Genomic DNA, 17,351 nt, shown 5'->3' with positions numbered 1-17,351 from the left:
GTCATTCCGGGGCGCGCGTCACCGCGAACCCGGAATCTCAAGCAGCGAGCTACCTAGGTAAACCAACCTCTAGATTCCGGATCCAGCGCTGCGTGCTGGTCCGGAATGACGGGGGTGGAAATTAGACCACCGCCAGCTTGCGGTCGATCACCAGCAATACGCGATCGAGTTCATGGCCGCGGCGCAGGATCAATCCGCTCGCCGAGATCACGCTGTACATGCCCTGCTTGCGCGCGAGGCGCGGATCTTTTTCGATCCGGTAGATCGGCACTTCGGACGCGCGGCGGAACACTGAGAACACCGCGCGGTCGCGCAGGAAATCAATCGCATAGTCGCGCCATTCGCCGTCGGCGACCATGCGTCCGTACAGATTGAGGATGCGATTGAGTTCGAGGCGATTGAACGTCACCCGGCTTGGCGCAGAACCCGCAGCGGCATTGCGCACCGCTGCGCGGCTCTCGCTTGGATCGGTTTCCTCCGACATCGAACTCATGTTCTATCTCCTGTCACACGAGCGACATGATCGCGCCGTCTGACTTCATCTGCAAGAGGGCCCGTGCCGGCTTTCGCGCACGACGGATCGTCCGCTGCTCATTTCCGCCAGGAAACACAGCGTCACGGGAACGTTAGCAGAATCATAATACCGCCCTACTTCCGCCCTTCGCCCGCCCTTCCGGGTTGCGACAAGAGGATACTGCGTTGGCCCGGTCCTTTCGGCACCGGATTCCTCAGCCCCCAGCCCCCCGGGGTCGTCGGGATCGGGCCTGTTCGCAGGATAGTTTATCCCCATACTGGGCCAACGAGAGTTGGTCCTTTTTCTTTTGGGGCTTCGGACATTTGGCTCATTCTCACGCGGCTGGTCCTCACAGCTCGCGCGTTCTAGGTGCCGCCGGATGTTTTCCCGCATCGCGGAAAATCCCAGCGGTCACGACGCGAAAAAGCCGCCCGTCAGGCGGCAACTTCATCGCCAGAAATAACCGAGAAAATAATTTAGTGAAGCGACGTGTACGCCGCGCCCAGCATGGGGCCCGGCCTGTCGTGACTGCCGTCCTGGACATAGACCGCCGCCGCATCGACACCATCGCGGGAGATATTTTCCAGCGGCACGGTCCAGCTACCGGCGCTACCGTTCCAGTCGCCGACTTTCAGAAGGTTCCGCACGACATTGTGGTAGGTGATTTCGCGACCGCGATTCTCACCGCGCCCGATCGCGATCGACACTTCTTTCGAGATCGAGCAAATCCATACTTCGCCGTGCATCGCGGCAGGAGACTTGTTGGACGCCGCCACCGATACCGTGATCTGCTTGCCCGCCAGCGCCAAAGACACCGGCACCGACATCACGCCATCGACCTTGTGATCGATTGCTTCTTCGATGCCTTCGCGATCGCTGCCAATCACATGCGCCGAACCGTTGACGACCACTTGCGGCGTGTAGACACCGCGGTCGCCACGGACCCGCGAATAGGCCTGCTGACGGGCGCTGAAGCGGGCATCGGCCAGCGTATCTTTCCAGCCCAGATAATCCCAATAGTCGATCGGCATGCTCAGCGCGATCACCGACGGATCTTTGGCGAGTTCGCCGATAACCTTGTCGGCCGGCGGACACGACGAACAACCTTGCGACGTGAACAGTTCCACCACCGCACGCGGCTCAGCAACCGCAGGGCGAACGATGGCCACGATCGCGCAGACGCCAAGTGCGCCGGAAAGTGCGCCGGACCACAGTGCGCCCGACCACTTCGAAATTGAATGATAGGCCATCATCGCTGTCATACTGGTAACCCAGATATTGCGCTGCCGCCATTAATGCATCCCACCGTTAACGCATTGCAGCAATCGAGCGCCCCCGCCTTCAAGCGCGAGAAGGCGGCTCTTTTTAGGCCGCCTTCTGTTGTATCGCTACTCACTTCGCGGTGAGCCATCGATCCCGATTGCCTTATGCAATCACGATTGCATCAGGCAGCGAGCTTGCGCAGCACATATTGCAGGATGCCGCCGTTGCGGTAGTAATCGAGTTCGTCGAGCGTATCGATCCTGCACAACAGCGAAACACGCTGCAACGAACCGTTGCCGGACACGATTTCCGCCGTCAGCTTCTGCCGCGGCTTCAGATCGCCCTGCAAACCCCGTATTGTTACGGTCTCGTCGCCCTTCAGCCCGATCGACTGCCAGGATGCACCGTCCTCGAAGGTCAGCGGCAGCACGCCCATGCCGACGAGATTGGAGCGATGGATACGCTCGAAGCTCTGGCAGATCACGGCGCGGACGCCGAGCAGCCGCGTTCCCTTCGCGGCCCAGTCGCGCGACGAGCCGTTGCCATATTCGGCGCCGGCGAACACCACCAGTGGCACCTGCTCGGCCTGATACTTCATCGCGGCGTCGTAGATCGACATCTGCTCGCCATCAGGCCAATGCTTGGTCAGGCCGCCTTCCGGAATGTTGCCGTCGGCGCCTTTCAGCATGAAGTTCTTGATGCGAATGTTGGCGAAGGTGCCGCGCATCATGATTTCATGGTTACCGCGTCGCGTACCGTACTGATTGAAGTCGGCCGGACGCACCTGATGCTCGGACAGATACTTTCCGGCAGGCGATGTCAGCTTGATCGCGCCGGCTGGCGAAATGTGGTCGGTGGTGATCTTGTCGCCGAACATCGCCAGAATGCGCGCGTCGACCACGTCGACGATCGCTTCCGGCTCCTTCTTCATGCCTTCGAAGTAAGGCGGGTTCTGCACATAGGTCGAGCTCATGTTCCAGCGATAGGTTTGGCTTTCGACCGTCTTGATCTTGCGCCAGTTGGTGTCGCCCTTGAACACATCGGCATAACGCTTCTTGAAGATCGCGGCGGTCACGAACTTCTTCATGTAGGCGTTGATCTCCTTGGACGTCGGCCAGATGTCCTTCAGATACACCGGCTTGCCGTCCTTGCCGTTGCCGATCGGCTCGGTCACGAGATCCTTGGTCACGGTTCCGGCCAGCGCATAGGCGACCACCAGCGGCGGTGAGGCGAGATAATTGGCTTGCACGTCCGGGCTGACGCGGCCTTCGAAGTTTCGGTTACCGGACAACACCGCCGCGCCGATGATGCCATTGTCGTTGATCGACTTCGAAATCTCTTCTGGCAGCGGGCCTGAATTGCCGATGCAGGTGGTGCAGCCGAAGCCGACCAGGTTGAAGCCGACCTTGTCGAGATCGAGTTGCAGTCCGGAGTTGGAAAGATATTCCGCGACCACCTGGCTACCCGGCGCCAGCGACGTCTTGACCCAGGGCTTGGCGGTCAGGCCCTTGGCGGCGGCGTTGCGCGCTAGCAATCCTGCGCCGATCAGCACGCTCGGATTGGAAGTGTTGGTGCAGGAGGTGATCGCCGCGATCACCACATCGCCATGGCCGAGATCGAAATTGCGATTCTCGACGGCGTAGCGCTTCGAGATGTCGGCGGCCTTCTTGTATTCGCTGGCCATCGCCGCGGCGAAACCTCCCGCCACCGCCGGCAGCGCGACACGGCCTTCGGGACGCTTCGGTCCGGCAAGCGAGGGAACCACATCAGCCAGATCGAGCGTCAAGGTTGCGGTGAAAACCGGATCGGGCGATTTCGCGGTGCGGAACATGCCCTGCGCCTTGGCATAAGCGGTGACGAGCGCAACGCGGTCGGCCTTGCGGCCCGAGGTTTTCAGATAATCGATGGTCGCGGCATCGACCGGGAAGAAACCGCAGGTAGCGCCATATTCCGGCGCCATGTTGCCGATGGTCGCCTTGTCGGCGACCGAGAGATAATCGAGGCCGGGGCCGAAGAACTCGACGAACTTTCCGACCACGCCCTGCTTGCGCAGCATCTGCACCACCGTCAACACCAGATCGGTCGCAGTAACGCCTTCCTTCAGCGCGCCCTTGAGCTTGAACCCGATCACTTCGGGCAACAGCATCGACTGCGGCTGACCCAGCATCGCGGCTTCCGCCTCGATACCGCCGACGCCCCAGCCGAGCACGGCCAGACCGTTGACCATGGTGGTGTGCGAATCAGTGCCTACCAGCGTGTCGGGATAGGCGACCTCGAAGGTGCCCTTCTTCTTGCCGACGGTCATCTTCTCCTTGCGGGTCCACACCGTCTGCGCGAGGTATTCGAGATTGACCTGATGGCAGATGCCGGTGCCGGGCGGCACCACGGAGAAATTCGAAAACGCCTTCTGGCCCCATTTCAGGAATTCGTAGCGTTCCTGATTCTGCTTGTATTCCTCGACCACGTTCTTGCCGAACGCCTTGTTGTCGCCGAAGAAGTTCACGATCACGCTGTGGTCGATCACGAGATCGACCGGCACCAGCGGATTGATCTTTTCGGCGTCGCCGCCCAGCGCCTGCATCGCATTGCGCATCGCCGCGAGATCGACCACCGCCGGCACGCCGGTGAAATCCTGCATCAGCACCCGCGCCGGGCGGAACGAGATTTCATGTTCGAGCGCACGCTTCTTCAGCCATTTCGAAACCGCGACGATGTCCGCTTTCTTGACGCTGCGGTCGTCTTCGTGGCGCAGCAGGTTTTCCAGCAGCACCTTCATCGAATAGGGGAGTTTCGATATTCCCTTGAGACCGTTTTTCTCGGCGGCGGGCAGGCTGTAATAGACGTAGGTCTTGCCACCAACCTTGAGGGTCTTTTGGCATTTGAAGCTGTCGAGCGAGGTCATGTGTGGCAATCCCAATTGTCAGTTATACCCGGCAAGGGTATCAAAACACCGGCGGAGAGGTTGGCCGATTAACTTGCAGCCGCGGATTGTGTGCTGCATCAAGTTCCGGCTTATAGAATCTTTCTAGAAGCACCGCCACACCGACAATCGTGCCGCAGCGATGCGGCACCCACAAATTCTGATGCGGTACCCACAAGTTTCCAAAGGGCTGTGAAAGGGCAATATGCGGCTCTCGGGACGTGACATCAGATGCGTGCGAGGTGGCCGGGAAGTGTTCGCGGCGCTGGATTTCGAGGCGTCTTCCGGCGAGGCCCTGGCCATCACTGGCCCCAACGGAGCCGGCAAAACCTCGCTGCTGCGGCTGATCGCGGGCCTTTTGACCGTGGCCGCAGGTTCCATCAGCCTCGAAGGCGGCGAGGCCGAGCTCAGCCTGCCCGAACAGACGCATTACCTCGGACATCGCGACGCGCTGAAACCGGCCCTGAGCGTCTCGGAAAACCTCACTTTCTGGCGCGATTTTCTGGGCGGCGAGACGTCCGATCCGGCTGCGAGCCTGGCCGCGGTCGGGCTCGACCATGCCGCGCGGCTGCCGGCTGCGTATCTATCGGCCGGCCAGCGGCGCCGGCTCTCGGTCGCCCGCTTGCTCGCCGTGCGGCGGCCGGTCTGGCTGCTGGATGAGCCGACCAACGCGCTCGATACCTCCGGGCAAAGTCTGTTTGCCGGCCTGATGCAGGACCACCTCGCGCACGGCGGCCTCATCGTCGCCGCCACCCATGCCCCGCTGGGATTGCCAGCCCGGGAATTGCGGATCGGGGGCGCATCGTGACCGCCCTCGCCGCGCTGATTCGGCGGGATATCCGCATCGCGCTGCGGGTCGGCGGCGGGGCGCTGATCGGCGTGCTGTTCTTCCTGACCGTCGTGGTGCTGATGCCGTTCGCGGTCGGACCTGACCTAGCGCTGCTGACCCGGCTTGGGCCCGCGATTCTCTGGCTCGGCGCGCTGCTTGCCAGCCTGCTCACGCTCGACCGGCTGTTCATGGCCGACCATGAAGACGGCTCGCTCGACCTGATCGTGATGAGCCGTACCCCGCTGGAACTGACCTGCGCCGCCAAAGCGCTGGCGCATTGGCTGGCCGCGGGGCTGCCGCTGGTAATCGCGACGCCGGTATTGGGACTGCTGTTGAATCTCGATGCGACAGCAACATCGGCGGTCGCATTGACGCTTTTCGTGGGCACGCCGGCGCTGACATTTACCGGCATGATCGGGGCCGCGCTGGCGGTCACGCTGCACCGCGGCGGCCTTTTATTGGCCGTGCTGGTGTTGCCGCTCTCGATCCCGGTATTGATTTTTGGCGTGGCCGCCTCGGAGGCCGCGATCACCGGACCCCTGACATTCGGCGCGCCGTTCTCGATCCTGTGCGCGCTGTCGCTGATCAGTTTTGTGGTCGGACCGTTCGCGGCCGCGGCCAGTCTCAGACAGGGCCTCGATTAGCCATGATCAAATCTCGCATCAGGCAATCCGTGCCGCATTGCCTGCGACCGCAACGATGACTATCAGGATGTCATGACGCTGATCGATCTTGCCAATCCGACCAGGTTCCTGTCGCTAACCACGCGCCTGTTGCCGTGGCTTGCTGCGGCAACCGCTATCCTGCTGCTGATCGGCCTCTATCAATCCGCGATGGCGCCCGACGACTACCAACAAGGCGCCACCGTCAAGATCATGTTCATCCACGTGCCGAATGCGTGGCTGTCGATGTTCGTCTGGGGCGTGATGAGCCTCTCGGCGTTGGGCACGCTGGTGTGGCGGCATCCGCTGGCCGATGTCGCGGCCAAGGCCGCAGCCCCCATTGGCGCCGCATTCACCTTTCTCGCTCTGGTCACCGGTTCGCTGTGGGGCCGGCCGATGTGGGGCACCTATTGGGAGTGGGATGCGCGGCTGACGTCGGTTTTGATTTTGTTCCTGATGTATCTCGGCTTGATCGCGCTGTGGCGCGCGGTCGAAGACCCTTCCCGCGCGGCGCGCGCCGCCGCCATCCTGACGCTGGTCGGCGCGATCAATCTGCCGATCATCAAATTTTCGGTGGATTGGTGGAACACGCTGCATCAGCCGGCATCGGTGATGCGGGTCGGCGGCAGCACGCTCGACCGTGCTTTCCTGATCCCGCTATTGGTGATGGCGGTGGCGTTTTCGCTGCTGTTCATCACGCTGCATCTGGCAGCGATGCGCAACGAGATCCTGCGCCGCAGGGTGCGAGCGCTGCAAATGATGCAAGTGGCGCAAGCCAGCCAGCGGCCGGCATGACCGCAATGTCGCTTGGCCCCTACGCTTCCTTTATCGTGACGTCTTATCTGCTGGTGACGGCGGTGGTGCTGCTGCTGATCGTCTGGATTGCGATCGATTATCGCCGCCAAAAGCAGACCCTGCACGAGCTTGAAGCCGGCGGCGTTATCCGACGCTCCGGGCGCAGCGCGATGGACATCAGATGAGCGAACCATCAACCACACCAAACACCGCGCCGCGAACCTCGCGCTGGCTGATGGCGGCGCCGCTGATCGCCTTCACCACGCTGGCTGCGATCTTCTGGTTCCGGCTCGGCAATACCGACCCCTCGCGTATTCCGTCCGCGCTGATCGGCCGCCCGGCGCCGCAGACTCCATTACCGGCATTGACCGGCCTTGCCAATAATGGCGCACCCATTCCCGGACTCGACCCGTCCGTGTTCAAGGGCAAGGTCAGTGTCGTCAATGTCTGGGCATCATGGTGCGTGCCCTGTCACGATGAAGCGCCGCTGCTGACCGAACTCGGCAAGGACACACGGCTGCAGATCGTCGGCATCAACTACAAGGATGCGCCTGATAACGCCCGGCGCTTCCTCGGCCGCTATGGCAATCCGTTCGGCATTGTCGGCGTCGACGGCAATGGCCGCGCCTCGATCGAATGGGGCGTTTACGGCGTGCCGGAGACCTTCATCGTCGGACGCCAGGGCACCATCGTCTACAAGATGGTCGGCCCGGTCACCCCTGAGAATATCAACACCGTATTGAAGGTCGAGATCGACAAGGCGCTGGCGGGGAGCTGAGACCCTCAGCCCTTCGACACATCTCCCGCCTCGGCCTCGCTTGTTTCCAGCGACGCCGGCTCCAGATGGTAGCGCTTGATCAGCGGCATCTGCGTGATCGCAAACAGCATTGTCAGCGGTGTCACGCCGAACACCTTGAAGTTCACCCAGAAATCCGTGCTCTGGGTGCGCCAGACGACCTCGTTTAAAATCGCCAGCGCGAAAAAGAACAGCGCCCAGCGCAGCGTCAGCACCCGCCAGCCTTGCGGGGTCAGATTGAACATCTGATCGAACATGATCGCGATAAACGAGCGGCCAAACAACAGACCGCCGCCGAGAACGCCTGCGAACAGACAATAGATGATGGTCGGCTTGACCTTGATGAAGGTTTCGTCGTGCAGCACCAGCGTCAACGTCCCGAACACGAGAACGACCACGCCTGTGACCAATGCCATCAGCGGCACATGCCGCGTCACCACATAGGACGCGATCATCGCGGCCACGATCGCCACCATGAAAGCCCCGGTCGCGACGAACAGATGGAATTTGGCATTCGCCACAAAGAACACCACCAGCGGGCCGAGTTCGGTCGCGAGCTTGAACAGCGGATGCGGCGTGGTTTTGTCCATTATTAAACCCGTCAATTCGTTGTGCCGCCATCCTTCGAGACGGCGCTTCGCGCCTTCTCAGGATGAGGGCTGTTCATTATCCTCATCCTGAGAAGCGCACCCTGGCGCGCGTCTCGAAGGATGAAGCCTATTCAATCCCCGCGATCGCCTGCGCGAAATCGCGCGCGGTGAACGGGGCGAGATCGTCGATACCTTCGCCGACGCCGATGAAGTGCACCGGCAGTTTATGCTTTTCCGCGAGCGCCACCAGGATGCCGCCACGCGCGGTGCCATCGAGCTTGGTCATCACCAAGCCCGTCACCCCTGCGGTACGATGAAACGCCTCGACTTGCGACAGCGCATTTTGTCCCACTGTGGCATCGAGCACCAGCAGCACAGCATGCGGCGCCGACGCGTCGATCTTCTTGATGACGCGCACCACTTTTTCGAGCTCGTTCATCAACTCGGCCTTGTTCTGAAGGCGGCCGGCAGTATCGATCAGGAGCACATCGATCTTGCTTTCGCGCGCCGCCGACAACGCATTGAACGCAAGACTCGCGGAATCCGATCCCTGTGCGGCGGCAATGACCGGCGATTTGGTGCGCTCGCCCCAGACCTTCAATTGCTCGATCGCGGCCGCGCGAAAGGTGTCGCCGGCGGCCAGCATCACCTTGCGGCCTTCGGCTGAAAGCTTCGCCGCAAGCTTGCCAATGGTCGTGGTCTTGCCGGAGCCGTTGACGCCGACCACCAGGATCACAAACGGCTTCTGCGCCGCATCGATCTCCAGCGGTTTTGCGACCGGGCCCAAAACTTTCTCAACCTCGGTCGCGACCACCGATTTCACGTCGTCCGCCGAAATCGCCTTGTCGTAGCGCCCGGTGCCCACGGCTGCAGCGATCCGCGCCGCCACCTCGGTTCCCAGATCGGCGCGCAGCAGCACGTCCTCGATATCCTCGAGCATCGCGCGGTCGAGCTTGCGCTTGGTGACGAGATCGGCCACGGCGGTGCCAAGCGAACTCGAGGTCCGCTTGAGCCCGCTGGACAGCCGCCGCCACCAGCTCTGTTTGGTCTTTTCCGGGGTGGTATCGCTCATGTTGGGGGTGTGTTAGCGGTTTCGCGGCATGAGCGAAAGTCTTGACCGATCGAGGGATGTTGCGGAACTGACGGCTGAAGAAATTCAGGCCCGCGTGCTCCATCGTGACGGGCTGATGCTGGTGATCGACAAGCCGGCGGGGTTACCCGTACATCGCGGCCCCAAGGGCGGCGCCAACCTGGAATCCTCGTTCGACGCACTGCGATTTGGCCTGCCGCGTCCGCCGGTGCTGGCCCATCGGCTCGACCGCGATACCTCCGGCTGTCTCGTGCTGGGACGCCATCGCAAGGCGACCGCGTCGCTGGGCCTTTTGTTCAAACATGGCAAAATTTCCAAAACCTATTGGGCGGTGGTCGAAGGCGGACCTGCCGAGGACGAAGGCACCATCGACATGCCGCTCGGCCGCCTCAACGCCGAGCGCGGCTGGTGGCAGAAACCGGACCCGGAAGGCCAGAAAGCCGTCACCAACTGGAAGGTGCGCGGCCGCGGCGACGGCCTCGCCTGGCTCGCGCTCGAACCCGTCACCGGCCGCACCCATCAATTGCGCGTCCATTCGGCTTCGATGGGCTGGCCGATTGTCGGCGACAATATCTACGGCAATGGCCCACGCTTCGGCGAGCCGACCTTGCATCTGCATTCTCGCGAGATCGTGATCCCGATTTCCCGTAATAAAGACCCGGTGAAGGTAACCGCGCCAGCGCCCGCGCATCTGCAGGAGCGGTTGCGGGCCTGCGGGTGGAATGGGGAAGAATAAGCGAATCCTTTTCCCCTCTCCCCTTGTGGGAGAGGGTGGCTCGCATCGTCAGATGCGAGACGGGTGAGGGGTTCTTTCCACGGACGCAGACCCCTCATCCGGCTTCGCTTCGCGCCACCTTCTCCCACAAGGGGAGAAGAAAGAACTCACACCCTCAACCGCGCCCCATCATCGCCCGCAATCGTCAGCGCCCGCACTGCACCCGGTGTCTCGCCACTGATCGCCACCGGCAGGAAATGTTCGGTGCGGCCTTGCGTTGCGCTCTCGATCAGCACATGGCGCGTAGTACCGATCTCTGAAGCCAGTCGCTTCTGCAGCGCGGCCTCGCCCACAGCGCGCAAGCGCCGGGCACGTTCCTTGATCTTGTCGCCCGGTACCTGCGGCATCCGTGACGCGGGAGTGCCCGGGCGCTTCGAGTAGGGAAACACATGCAGGAAGGTCAGGCCGCATTCTTCGACCAGATCCTGCGAGCGCGCGAACATGTCTTCGGTTTCGGTCGGGAAGCCCGCGATGATATCGGCGCCGAGTGCGATGTCCGGCCGCAACCGCCGCACCTGCGCGCAGAACTCGATCGCGTCGGCGCGCGAATGCCGCCGTTTCATCCGCTTGAGGATCATGTCATCGCCTGACTGCAGCGACAGATGCAGATGCGGCATCAGGCGTTCGTCATCCGCGATCACGTCGAGCAAATCCCTGTCGACCTCGACCTGATCGATCGACGAGATTCGCAAGCGCTTCAATTCCGGCACATGCCGCAAGATTTGCCTGGTCAGCAGACCCAGTTTCGGCGTGCCCGGCAGATCGGCGCCATAGCTGGTCAAGTCCACGCCGGTCAACACGATCTCGGTATGGCCGCGCGCGACCAGCGCGCGAACCTGATCGACCACCGCGCCCATCGGCACCGATCGCGAATTGCCGCGGCCATAGGGAATGATGCAGAAGGTGCAGCGATGGTCGCAGCCGTTCTGGACCTGCACGAACACCCGCGGCAGGCCGCTCTGGAAGCCCTCGAGGAGATGCGGCGCCATCTCCTTCACCGCCATGATATCGGCGACCGCTATCTTTTCGCTGGTAGAAATACCGAATGGCAAGGCGTCGAACGCCGAGCGCGCATCGCGCCACGCGCTGCCGCGCATCTTGTCGTCATTGCCGACGACCCGATCGACCTCGGCCATATCAGCGAACATGTCGGCTTGCGTCTGCGCCGCACAGCCGGTGACGACAATGCGTGCTTCCGGCCGCTCGCGTTTCAGCCTCCGGATCGATTGCCGTGCCTGCGCCACCGCCTCGTTGGTGACCGCACAGCTATTGATGACGATGGTCTCAGTCAGCCCCGCGCGCTCTGCCTCAAGCGCGATCACCTCGGATTCGAAGGCATTGAGCCGGCAGCCGAAGGTGATGACGTCGACGCTCATGATTTAAGCGACGGACGCAAACAACGCGGGATCGAAACGCCCCTCATATTCGAAATCGGCCGTGCCGGTCATCAGCACATGGTCGTCGCGCTCGCGCCATTCGATCGAGAGGTCGCCGCCGGGCAGCGTGATTTGCACGACGCGATTGGCGCGCCGCAGCCGGGCCGCGGCGACCGCCGTCGCGCAGGCCGCCGAGCCGCAAGCCCTGGTCAGACCCGCGCCGCGCTCCCATGTGCGGATCGTGATATGATCGCGATCGACGATATGCGCCAGCGTGATGTTGGCACGCTCCGGGAAGATCGGATGATTTTCGAGTAACGGCCCGAAACGTCCGAGATCGTAGGCGTTGACGTCGTCGACCCAGAAGATCGCATGCGGATTGCCCATGCTGACCACGGACGGTGTATGCAGGATCGGCGCATCGATTGGACCGATCTGCAATTCGATCGAGCGCGTGTCGCGAAACTCTTCCGCGAGTGGAATATCCTGCCAGCCGAACTTCGGCGGCCCCATGTCGACGGTATAGAGATCGGCTGATGGGCCCTGCCAGCAATTCAAAAGACCGGCCTTGGTCTCGAACGTCACGGCGGTCTGGCCGGTCTTCTCGAACAGCCGGCGCACCACGCAGCGCATGCCGTTGCCGCAAGCGCCCGCTTCGGAGCCATCATTATTATAAATGCGGATGAAGGCTTCCGTGCCGGCCAAACGCGGCGGCTGCAGTACCATCAACTGGTCGTAAGGCACGCCCGCCGGAGAAGCCACCGCACGCGCTTCTTCTGCCGTGACGGCGGCGGGCTGATCGCGCAGATCGACCACGACGATCTCGTTGCCGATGCCGTTCATCTTGGCAAAGCTATGGTTGGCGAGCGCGCTCATAATTTCCTGGCTTCAAGTTTACAGGCTTGGAATTTCCCGATCTGTGCCCGTCTTATATGGCGAATGACGGCGGATTGGCCAGTGCGGCCAAACTGTGTCGGGCCACTCATCGGATGAGGGCGGCTATGAAATATCTGTCATGGGACGAAAACCGCCCCTGCGTGTTAACGTGGCATTGCTTCGCCGACGTCAACCGGGATATCCGGGCGGGGCGCGACCGCTGATCACGGCCAAGGAGAATACCGAATGAACTTCCCCCGCTTTTGCCGCCTTGCCATGGTCGCGCTGGTCTCGGCAGCCGCGATTTCACTGGGGCTGAGTGCGGCAATAGCGCAATCGCCGCCGGCTGCATCGCCTCCCGCCGCGAGCACCCCGGCGACACCGGCTCCAGTACCGAGTGCGACGCCGAGCCCCGTGCCTACCCCTGCACCCGCTCCGGCCGCCGAAGCACCGGCAACACCGCCCCCAAGCCCTGCGCCGGTCCAAACCGCCGATCCGTTCGGCGAGCAAATCACGCTGGCTCCGAAAACGGTCGTCATCGCCAAGGGCAACGCCAACTGGGATTCCGCATTCGATACCCTCGTCGAGTCCCTCAAGACGCTGTCGTCATTGCTCGACAAACAGGGCATCAAGCCCGCCGGCAATTTCATGATCGTCTATACGTCTACCGACGATACCGGCTTCACCTATCTGGCGGAAATTCCGGTCGATCAGGAGCCGAAGAACCTGACCAAGGTGATGAGCATGGGCAAATCGCCCGAGGGCAAGGCATTGAAGTTTGTCCATCGCGGCTCCTACGACAATATGGACAACACCTATGAGGCGATCACCAATCACCTCGACGACAAGAAGCTCGAAGCCAAGGATACTTTTATCGAGGAATACATCACCGACCCGCTGAAGACGGCGGAGGACAAGCTGGTAATCAACGTCTATGTGCCGCTGAAGTGAGACAGATGAAACATCGCGGTTTCTTCGCGACTTCAATCATCGCAGGCCTGCTGCTCACAGCACCTGCGTTGGCGCAGACCGCGCTTCCGGCGATGATCTCCGTCACCGGCGAAGCCACCCTGTCGGTGCCCCCGGATCTGGCGCAGATCGACGGCGGCGTTACGACGGAGGCGAAGACCGCGCGCGAAGCCTCGGACACCAACAACGCGGCGATGGGCAAGGTGCTGCTGGCGCTGAAGGGCGCCGGGATCGACGAGAAGGATTTCCAGACCTCGCGGCTGTCGCTGCAGCCGCAAAGCGCGCCGAACCGCACCAGCGGTCCCGCTGTGATCGTCGGCTATCGCGCCAGCAACCGGGTGACCATCCGGCTGCGCGACGTCACGAAAGTGGCTGGCGTGATCGACACGCTGGTCGGCGCCGGCGCCAATGATATCGGCGGCATCAATTTCATGGTGTCGCAGGCCTCGAAACTGCTCGATGAGGCCCGCGAAAAGGCCATCGCCGATGCGCGCCGCAAGGCCGAGATTTATGCCAAGGCCGCCGGCGTCACGCTTGGCGCGCCGATCAGCATTTCGGAAGAAGGCTCGCCCGCCCCGATGCAATTTCGCAAACTGGCAGCGCCGATGGCCGCCTCGGCGCCGGTAGCGCAGGGCGAAGAGACGATCGGGGTCACGGTAAGTGTGTCCTGGGCGATCAAGCCGGAGCAATGATCGTCATTGCGAGGAGCATAGCGACGAAGCAATCCACAGCGACACGGCAAAGTATGGATTGCTTCGCTACGCTCGCAATGACGCCCTAAATCTCGAAAAACTGCCCCGGCTTCGGCGCGACGAACCGCTCGCGCGGAATCTTCGCTTCGTCGAGCGCGACACCCAGCGCGATCACCGGCGCGTCGATCGGCTCGTCGGTCAGTTGAAAGGTGCCGTTATGGTGCGCCAGCGCCTGCTGCGCCCCACAATCGGCCAACGCCAGCACGGCATCCGACGGATTCATGTGCTGATCCTTCATGAACCAGCGCGGCTCATAGGCGCCGATGGGGAGGATCGCCAGCCGCAACGGCCCATGCGCGTCGGCAACGCGCCGGAAGTGTTTGCCCTCGCCATAGCCGGAATCGCAGACGATGTAGATTTTGCCCGCCGGCGTCTCCAGCACAAAACTCGCCCACAGCGCCTTGTTGCGATCGAACACACCGCGCGCCGACCAGTGCCGCGTCGGCACCAGCGTCACCGCGATGTTGTTGCCGAGTTCGACGCGGTCATGCCAGTCGAACGCCTCGGCTTTGATCGCGCTGTCGGATGCGCGCATCGTGACATCGTTGCCGAGCGGGGTGACGACGCGCGGCGAAAACTTTGCCGCCAGCTTCGACAGGGTCACAACGTCGAGATGGTCGTAATGGCCGTGCGACACCAGCACGATGTCGATCGACGGCAGCTTGTCGAACGCAATGCCGGGATCGTTGTGGCGCTTCGGTCCGGCGAACGCGAAAGGCGAGACGCGCTCCGACCAGACGGGGTCGACCAGGATATTCAGCCCCGAAGTCTGGATCAGCCAACTCGCGTGGCCGACGAACGACAACCGCACCTTGTCGCCGTCGACGCGCGGCGGCGGCGTATCGGCATAGGGGCTCGGCACCCATTCGGGCCATGCCAGACGTTGCCGGTCGCGGCCGAACTGCCAGCGCAGCACCTCGCCAAGCGATTTTGGCGGCGAACCGTCGGGATCGAAGAAGTGCGTTCCGTCGAAGTGATCGGACGGCGGCCCGGCATAGGTTTTCATGCGATACATCCAGAAGGACGGGAGGCCTATGACGGTGGCGGCACCGGCGAGGAACCCGAGAACACGGCGACGGGTGATTTTCATGCCCGATTGGCCTCAAAACCTGCATTTCGGCAAGGGGGTAGCCGGCCGGCAAAGCTTACCGAAAATACCGCTTTTCGGTGACGTTTCTTGACTTTTGGGGGCTACGGGGGTTTAACCGCCACAATTCTCGGAAAGACGTTCTTTTCGACCCGCCGCCCGGTCCCTGAGGCCGGAGGTCAACGCCCGACAGCGCGATGCGCCCTCGGGCGCAAAATTGTTTGGTTACACCTCATCCTGAGGAGCCGCGAAGCGGCGTCTCGAAGGATGGGTTACGGCAAAACCGCCACCCTTCGAGACGCAGGCTACGCCTGCTCCTCAGGGTGAGGAAACAGGAAGAGATTACGTGTTCGACAATCTGTCGGAAAAGCTTGGAGGCATTCTCGATCGGCTGACGCGGCGCGGCGCGCTGACCGAGGCTGACGTCGATGCCGCGATGCGCGAGGTGCGCCGCGCGATGCTCGAGGCCGACGTCTCGCTCGACGTGGTCCGAAGCTTTACTGAAAAAGTCCGCGAACAGGCGATCGGCGCCACGGTGGTCAAATCCGTGACCCCCGGCCAGATGGTCGTGAAGATCGTCCATGACGAACTGGTCGCCACGCTCGGCGCCGATGGCCAGACCATCGACCTCAATGCGGTGCCGCCGGTCGCGATCATGATGGTCGGCCTGCAAGGCTCCGGCAAAACCACCACGACCGCCAAACTGGCGCGACGCCTGACCCAGCGCGACAAGCGCAAGGTGCTGATGGCCTCGCTCGACATCTATCGCCCGGCCGCGATGGAACAGCTCGCGGTGCTCGGCCGCGATCTCGATATCCAAACCCTGCCGATCGTCGCCGGCCAGAAGCCCGCAGAGATCGCCAGGCGCGCGATCGAAGCCGGCAAGCTCGGCGGCTACGACGTGGTGCTGCTCGACACCGCCGGCCGCACCACGCTCGACGAAGAGATGATGAGCGAAGCCGCCGAGATCAAAGCGACGGCCAATCCGCATGAAGTGCTGCTGGTCGCGGATTCGCTGACCGGCCAGGACGCCGTCAATCTGGCGCGCTCGTTCGACGAGCGCGTCGGCCTCACCGGCATCGTGCTGACGCGTGTGGACGGCGATGGCCGCGGCGGCGCGGCGCTGTCGATGCGCGCGGTCACCGGCAAGCCGATCAAGTTGATCGGCACCGGTGAAAAAACCGACGCACTGGAAGATTTCCATCCGAGCCGGATCGCCGGCCGCATTCTCGGCATGGGCGACGTGGTGTCGCTGGTGGAACGCGCCGCCGCCAATATCGACGCGGAGAAAGCCGCGCGCGTCGCCGAGAAGATGCGCAAGGGCCAGTTCGACCTGTCGGACATGCGCGAGCAATTGCTGCAGATGTCCAACATGGGCGGCATTTCGGGGCTGATGGGCATGATGCCCGGCATTGCGAAGATGAAGAACCAGATCGCCAATGCCGGCCTCGACGACAAGATTCTCAAGCGCCAGGTCGCTGTCATTGATTCAATGACGCGGCAGGAGCGCAAGAACCCCGACATCCTCAAGGCCAGCCGCAAAAAACGTATCGCCGCCGGCGCCGGCCTCAAGGTCGAGGAAGTCAACAAACTCCTGAAGATGCACCGGAACATGGCCGACATGATGAAGGCCATGGGCTCCGGCAAACGCGGCCCGATGGCCGGCATCGCGCAGGCGATGGGCTTTGGCGGCGGCATGCCTTCGCCCGAGCAGATGAAGGCGCTGACCGAGAAAATGCCGGGCGGCGCTGCCCCCGGTGGCATGCCCGCGCTGCCAAAAGATCTTCCCGCCGGACTCCGTACCGGCCTGCCGAACCTGCCCGGACTGACCGGGTTGAGCGGCAAGCCGACACTGCCGGGTCTTGGTAAGCCAGGTCTTGGCGGCTTTCCCGGATTGGGAAAGAAGAAATGAGAAGTTTCGTCACTCTCTCTAACGCGTCATTCCGGGGCGCGCGAAGCGTGAACCCGGAATCTCGAGATTCCGGGTCTGGTCCTTCGGACCATCCCGGAATGACGTGATCAAATCAAGCAACACACCCGTTAAAGCACTTCACAGG

At 62.4% G+C, this 17,351-nt stretch carries 17 protein-coding genes; 9 read left to right on the top strand and 8 right to left on the bottom strand.

The genetic code is table 11. The annotated features are described in order from the left end of the window. Positions 1-121 precede the first annotated feature (121 nt). The 3 genes from HB676_RS02095 to acnA all read right to left on the bottom strand — a co-directional run bounded on the left by HB676_RS02095 (position 122) and on the right by acnA (position 4,679). Positions 122-493, bottom strand: coding sequence for a DUF2794 domain-containing protein (locus tag HB676_RS02095; RefSeq protein ID WP_213735980.1), 372 nt, complete (start codon positions 491-493; stop codon positions 122-124). Between the two features lie 497 nt (positions 494-990). Next, positions 991-1,776 (bottom strand): DUF1223 domain-containing protein, encoded by a 786-nt coding sequence (locus tag HB676_RS02090; RefSeq protein WP_213735979.1) that lies wholly within the window; start codon positions 1,774-1,776, stop codon positions 991-993. A 182-nt stretch (positions 1,777-1,958) separates the two neighbouring features. After that, positions 1,959-4,679, bottom strand: a complete 2,721-nt coding sequence (gene acnA / locus HB676_RS02085) for an aconitate hydratase AcnA (RefSeq protein WP_213735978.1) — start codon at positions 4,677-4,679, stop codon at positions 1,959-1,961. Between the two features lie 223 nt (positions 4,680-4,902). Between acnA and ccmA the strand changes: the two genes are divergently transcribed. The 5 genes from ccmA (at position 4,903) to HB676_RS02060 (ending at position 7,761) form a co-directional block, all read left to right on the top strand. Further along, on the top strand, positions 4,903-5,505 hold the full coding sequence (ccmA, locus tag HB676_RS02080) for a heme ABC exporter ATP-binding protein CcmA (RefSeq protein WP_213735977.1): 603 nt from the start codon (positions 4,903-4,905) through the stop codon (positions 5,503-5,505). Next, positions 5,502-6,170: a heme exporter protein CcmB gene (ccmB, locus tag HB676_RS02075; RefSeq protein ID WP_213735976.1), complete on the top strand. Its 669-nt coding sequence runs from the start codon at positions 5,502-5,504 to the stop codon at positions 6,168-6,170. The genes ccmA and ccmB overlap by 4 nt, the downstream gene beginning before the upstream one ends. Before the next feature lie 72 nt (positions 6,171-6,242). Then, a complete protein-coding gene (locus tag HB676_RS02070; protein ID WP_213735975.1) occupies positions 6,243-6,983 on the top strand; it encodes a heme ABC transporter permease in 741 nt (246 codons plus the stop codon). A gap of 5 nt (positions 6,984-6,988) precedes the next feature. Further along, positions 6,989-7,168: a heme exporter protein CcmD gene (ccmD, locus tag HB676_RS02065; RefSeq protein ID WP_213736117.1), complete on the top strand. Its 180-nt coding sequence runs from the start codon at positions 6,989-6,991 to the stop codon at positions 7,166-7,168. After that, entirely contained in the window at positions 7,165-7,761 is a 597-nt protein-coding gene (locus HB676_RS02060; RefSeq protein ID WP_213735974.1) for a DsbE family thiol:disulfide interchange protein, read from the top strand. The genes ccmD and HB676_RS02060 overlap by 4 nt, the downstream gene beginning before the upstream one ends. A gap of 5 nt (positions 7,762-7,766) precedes the next feature. On the opposite strand, the gene HB676_RS02055 is transcribed toward HB676_RS02060, so the two are convergent. Both HB676_RS02055 and ftsY read right to left on the bottom strand, forming a co-directional pair. Then, entirely contained in the window at positions 7,767-8,369 is a 603-nt protein-coding gene (locus HB676_RS02055; protein WP_213735973.1) for a septation protein A, read from the bottom strand. Between the two features lie 127 nt (positions 8,370-8,496). Next, complete coding sequence (gene ftsY, locus HB676_RS02050) at positions 8,497-9,441, bottom strand: signal recognition particle-docking protein FtsY (protein WP_213735972.1); 945 nt, start codon at positions 9,439-9,441, stop codon at positions 8,497-8,499. A 28-nt stretch (positions 9,442-9,469) separates the two neighbouring features. On the opposite strand from ftsY, the gene HB676_RS02045 reads away from it, so the two are divergent. Further along, positions 9,470-10,195 (top strand): RNA pseudouridine synthase, encoded by a 726-nt coding sequence (locus tag HB676_RS02045; protein ID WP_213735971.1) that lies wholly within the window; start codon positions 9,470-9,472, stop codon positions 10,193-10,195. Between the two features lie 146 nt (positions 10,196-10,341). Here HB676_RS02045 and mtaB read toward each other — a convergent pair whose 3' ends face one another. Then, positions 10,342-11,610 (bottom strand): tRNA (N(6)-L-threonylcarbamoyladenosine(37)-C(2))-methylthiotransferase MtaB, encoded by a 1,269-nt coding sequence (gene mtaB, locus HB676_RS02040; RefSeq protein WP_213735970.1) that lies wholly within the window; start codon positions 11,608-11,610, stop codon positions 10,342-10,344. Between the two features lie 3 nt (positions 11,611-11,613). Further along, on the bottom strand, positions 11,614-12,486 hold the full coding sequence (gene dapF / locus HB676_RS02035; protein ID WP_213735969.1) for a diaminopimelate epimerase: 873 nt from the start codon (positions 12,484-12,486) through the stop codon (positions 11,614-11,616). A 246-nt stretch (positions 12,487-12,732) separates the two neighbouring features. Between dapF and HB676_RS02030 the strand changes: the two genes are divergently transcribed. Both HB676_RS02030 and HB676_RS02025 read left to right on the top strand, forming a co-directional pair. Further along, positions 12,733-13,437, top strand: coding sequence for a GyrI-like domain-containing protein (locus HB676_RS02030; protein ID WP_213735968.1), 705 nt, complete (start codon positions 12,733-12,735; stop codon positions 13,435-13,437). A gap of 5 nt (positions 13,438-13,442) precedes the next feature. After that, positions 13,443-14,147 carry an SIMPL domain-containing protein gene (locus HB676_RS02025; protein ID WP_213735967.1) on the top strand — a complete coding sequence of 235 codons (705 nt, stop codon included), beginning with the start codon at positions 13,443-13,445 and terminating at the stop codon, positions 14,145-14,147. Between the two features lie 85 nt (positions 14,148-14,232). Here HB676_RS02025 and HB676_RS02020 read toward each other — a convergent pair whose 3' ends face one another. Beyond that, the gene (locus HB676_RS02020; protein ID WP_213735966.1) at positions 14,233-15,297 is read right to left on the bottom strand and encodes an MBL fold metallo-hydrolase; all 1,065 of its coding nucleotides are present in this window, start codon (positions 15,295-15,297) and stop codon (positions 14,233-14,235) included. Between the two features lie 343 nt (positions 15,298-15,640). Between HB676_RS02020 and ffh the strand changes: the two genes are divergently transcribed. Continuing rightward, on the top strand, positions 15,641-17,206 hold the full coding sequence (gene ffh, locus HB676_RS02015; protein ID WP_213735965.1) for a signal recognition particle protein: 1,566 nt from the start codon (positions 15,641-15,643) through the stop codon (positions 17,204-17,206). The last annotated feature ends 145 nt before the right edge of the window (positions 17,207-17,351 follow it).

Origin of the sequence: Bradyrhizobium sp. dw_411 (assembly GCF_018449695.1) — a bacterium.
In the GTDB taxonomy this organism is placed as follows: domain Bacteria; phylum Pseudomonadota; class Alphaproteobacteria; order Rhizobiales; family Xanthobacteraceae; genus Bradyrhizobium.
This window is presented reverse-complemented; position numbering and strand designations above follow the sequence as displayed.

Coding starts and splice junctions, on each gene's coding strand:
- HB676_RS02095 (WP_213735980.1), bottom strand. CDS start 493: ATGAGTTCGATGTCGGAGGAAACCGATCCAAGCGAGAGCCGCGCAGCG.
- HB676_RS02090 (WP_213735979.1), bottom strand. CDS start 1,776: ATGACAGCGATGATGGCCTATCATTCAATTTCGAAGTGGTCGGGCGCA.
- acnA (WP_213735978.1), bottom strand. CDS start 4,679: ATGACCTCGCTCGACAGCTTCAAATGCCAAAAGACCCTCAAGGTTGGT.
- ccmA (WP_213735977.1), top strand. CDS start 4,903: ATGCGGCTCTCGGGACGTGACATCAGATGCGTGCGAGGTGGCCGGGAA.
- HB676_RS02070 (WP_213735975.1), top strand. CDS start 6,243: ATGACGCTGATCGATCTTGCCAATCCGACCAGGTTCCTGTCGCTAACC.
- ccmD (WP_213736117.1), top strand. CDS start 6,989: ATGTCGCTTGGCCCCTACGCTTCCTTTATCGTGACGTCTTATCTGCTG.
- HB676_RS02060 (WP_213735974.1), top strand. CDS start 7,165: ATGAGCGAACCATCAACCACACCAAACACCGCGCCGCGAACCTCGCGC.
- HB676_RS02055 (WP_213735973.1), bottom strand. CDS start 8,369: ATGGACAAAACCACGCCGCATCCGCTGTTCAAGCTCGCGACCGAACTC.
- ftsY (WP_213735972.1), bottom strand. CDS start 9,441: ATGAGCGATACCACCCCGGAAAAGACCAAACAGAGCTGGTGGCGGCGG.
- HB676_RS02045 (WP_213735971.1), top strand. CDS start 9,470: ATGAGCGAAAGTCTTGACCGATCGAGGGATGTTGCGGAACTGACGGCT.
- mtaB (WP_213735970.1), bottom strand. CDS start 11,610: ATGAGCGTCGACGTCATCACCTTCGGCTGCCGGCTCAATGCCTTCGAA.
- dapF (WP_213735969.1), bottom strand. CDS start 12,486: ATGAGCGCGCTCGCCAACCATAGCTTTGCCAAGATGAACGGCATCGGC.
- HB676_RS02030 (WP_213735968.1), top strand. CDS start 12,733: ATGAACTTCCCCCGCTTTTGCCGCCTTGCCATGGTCGCGCTGGTCTCG.
- HB676_RS02025 (WP_213735967.1), top strand. CDS start 13,443: ATGAAACATCGCGGTTTCTTCGCGACTTCAATCATCGCAGGCCTGCTG.
- HB676_RS02020 (WP_213735966.1), bottom strand. CDS start 15,297: ATGAAAATCACCCGTCGCCGTGTTCTCGGGTTCCTCGCCGGTGCCGCC.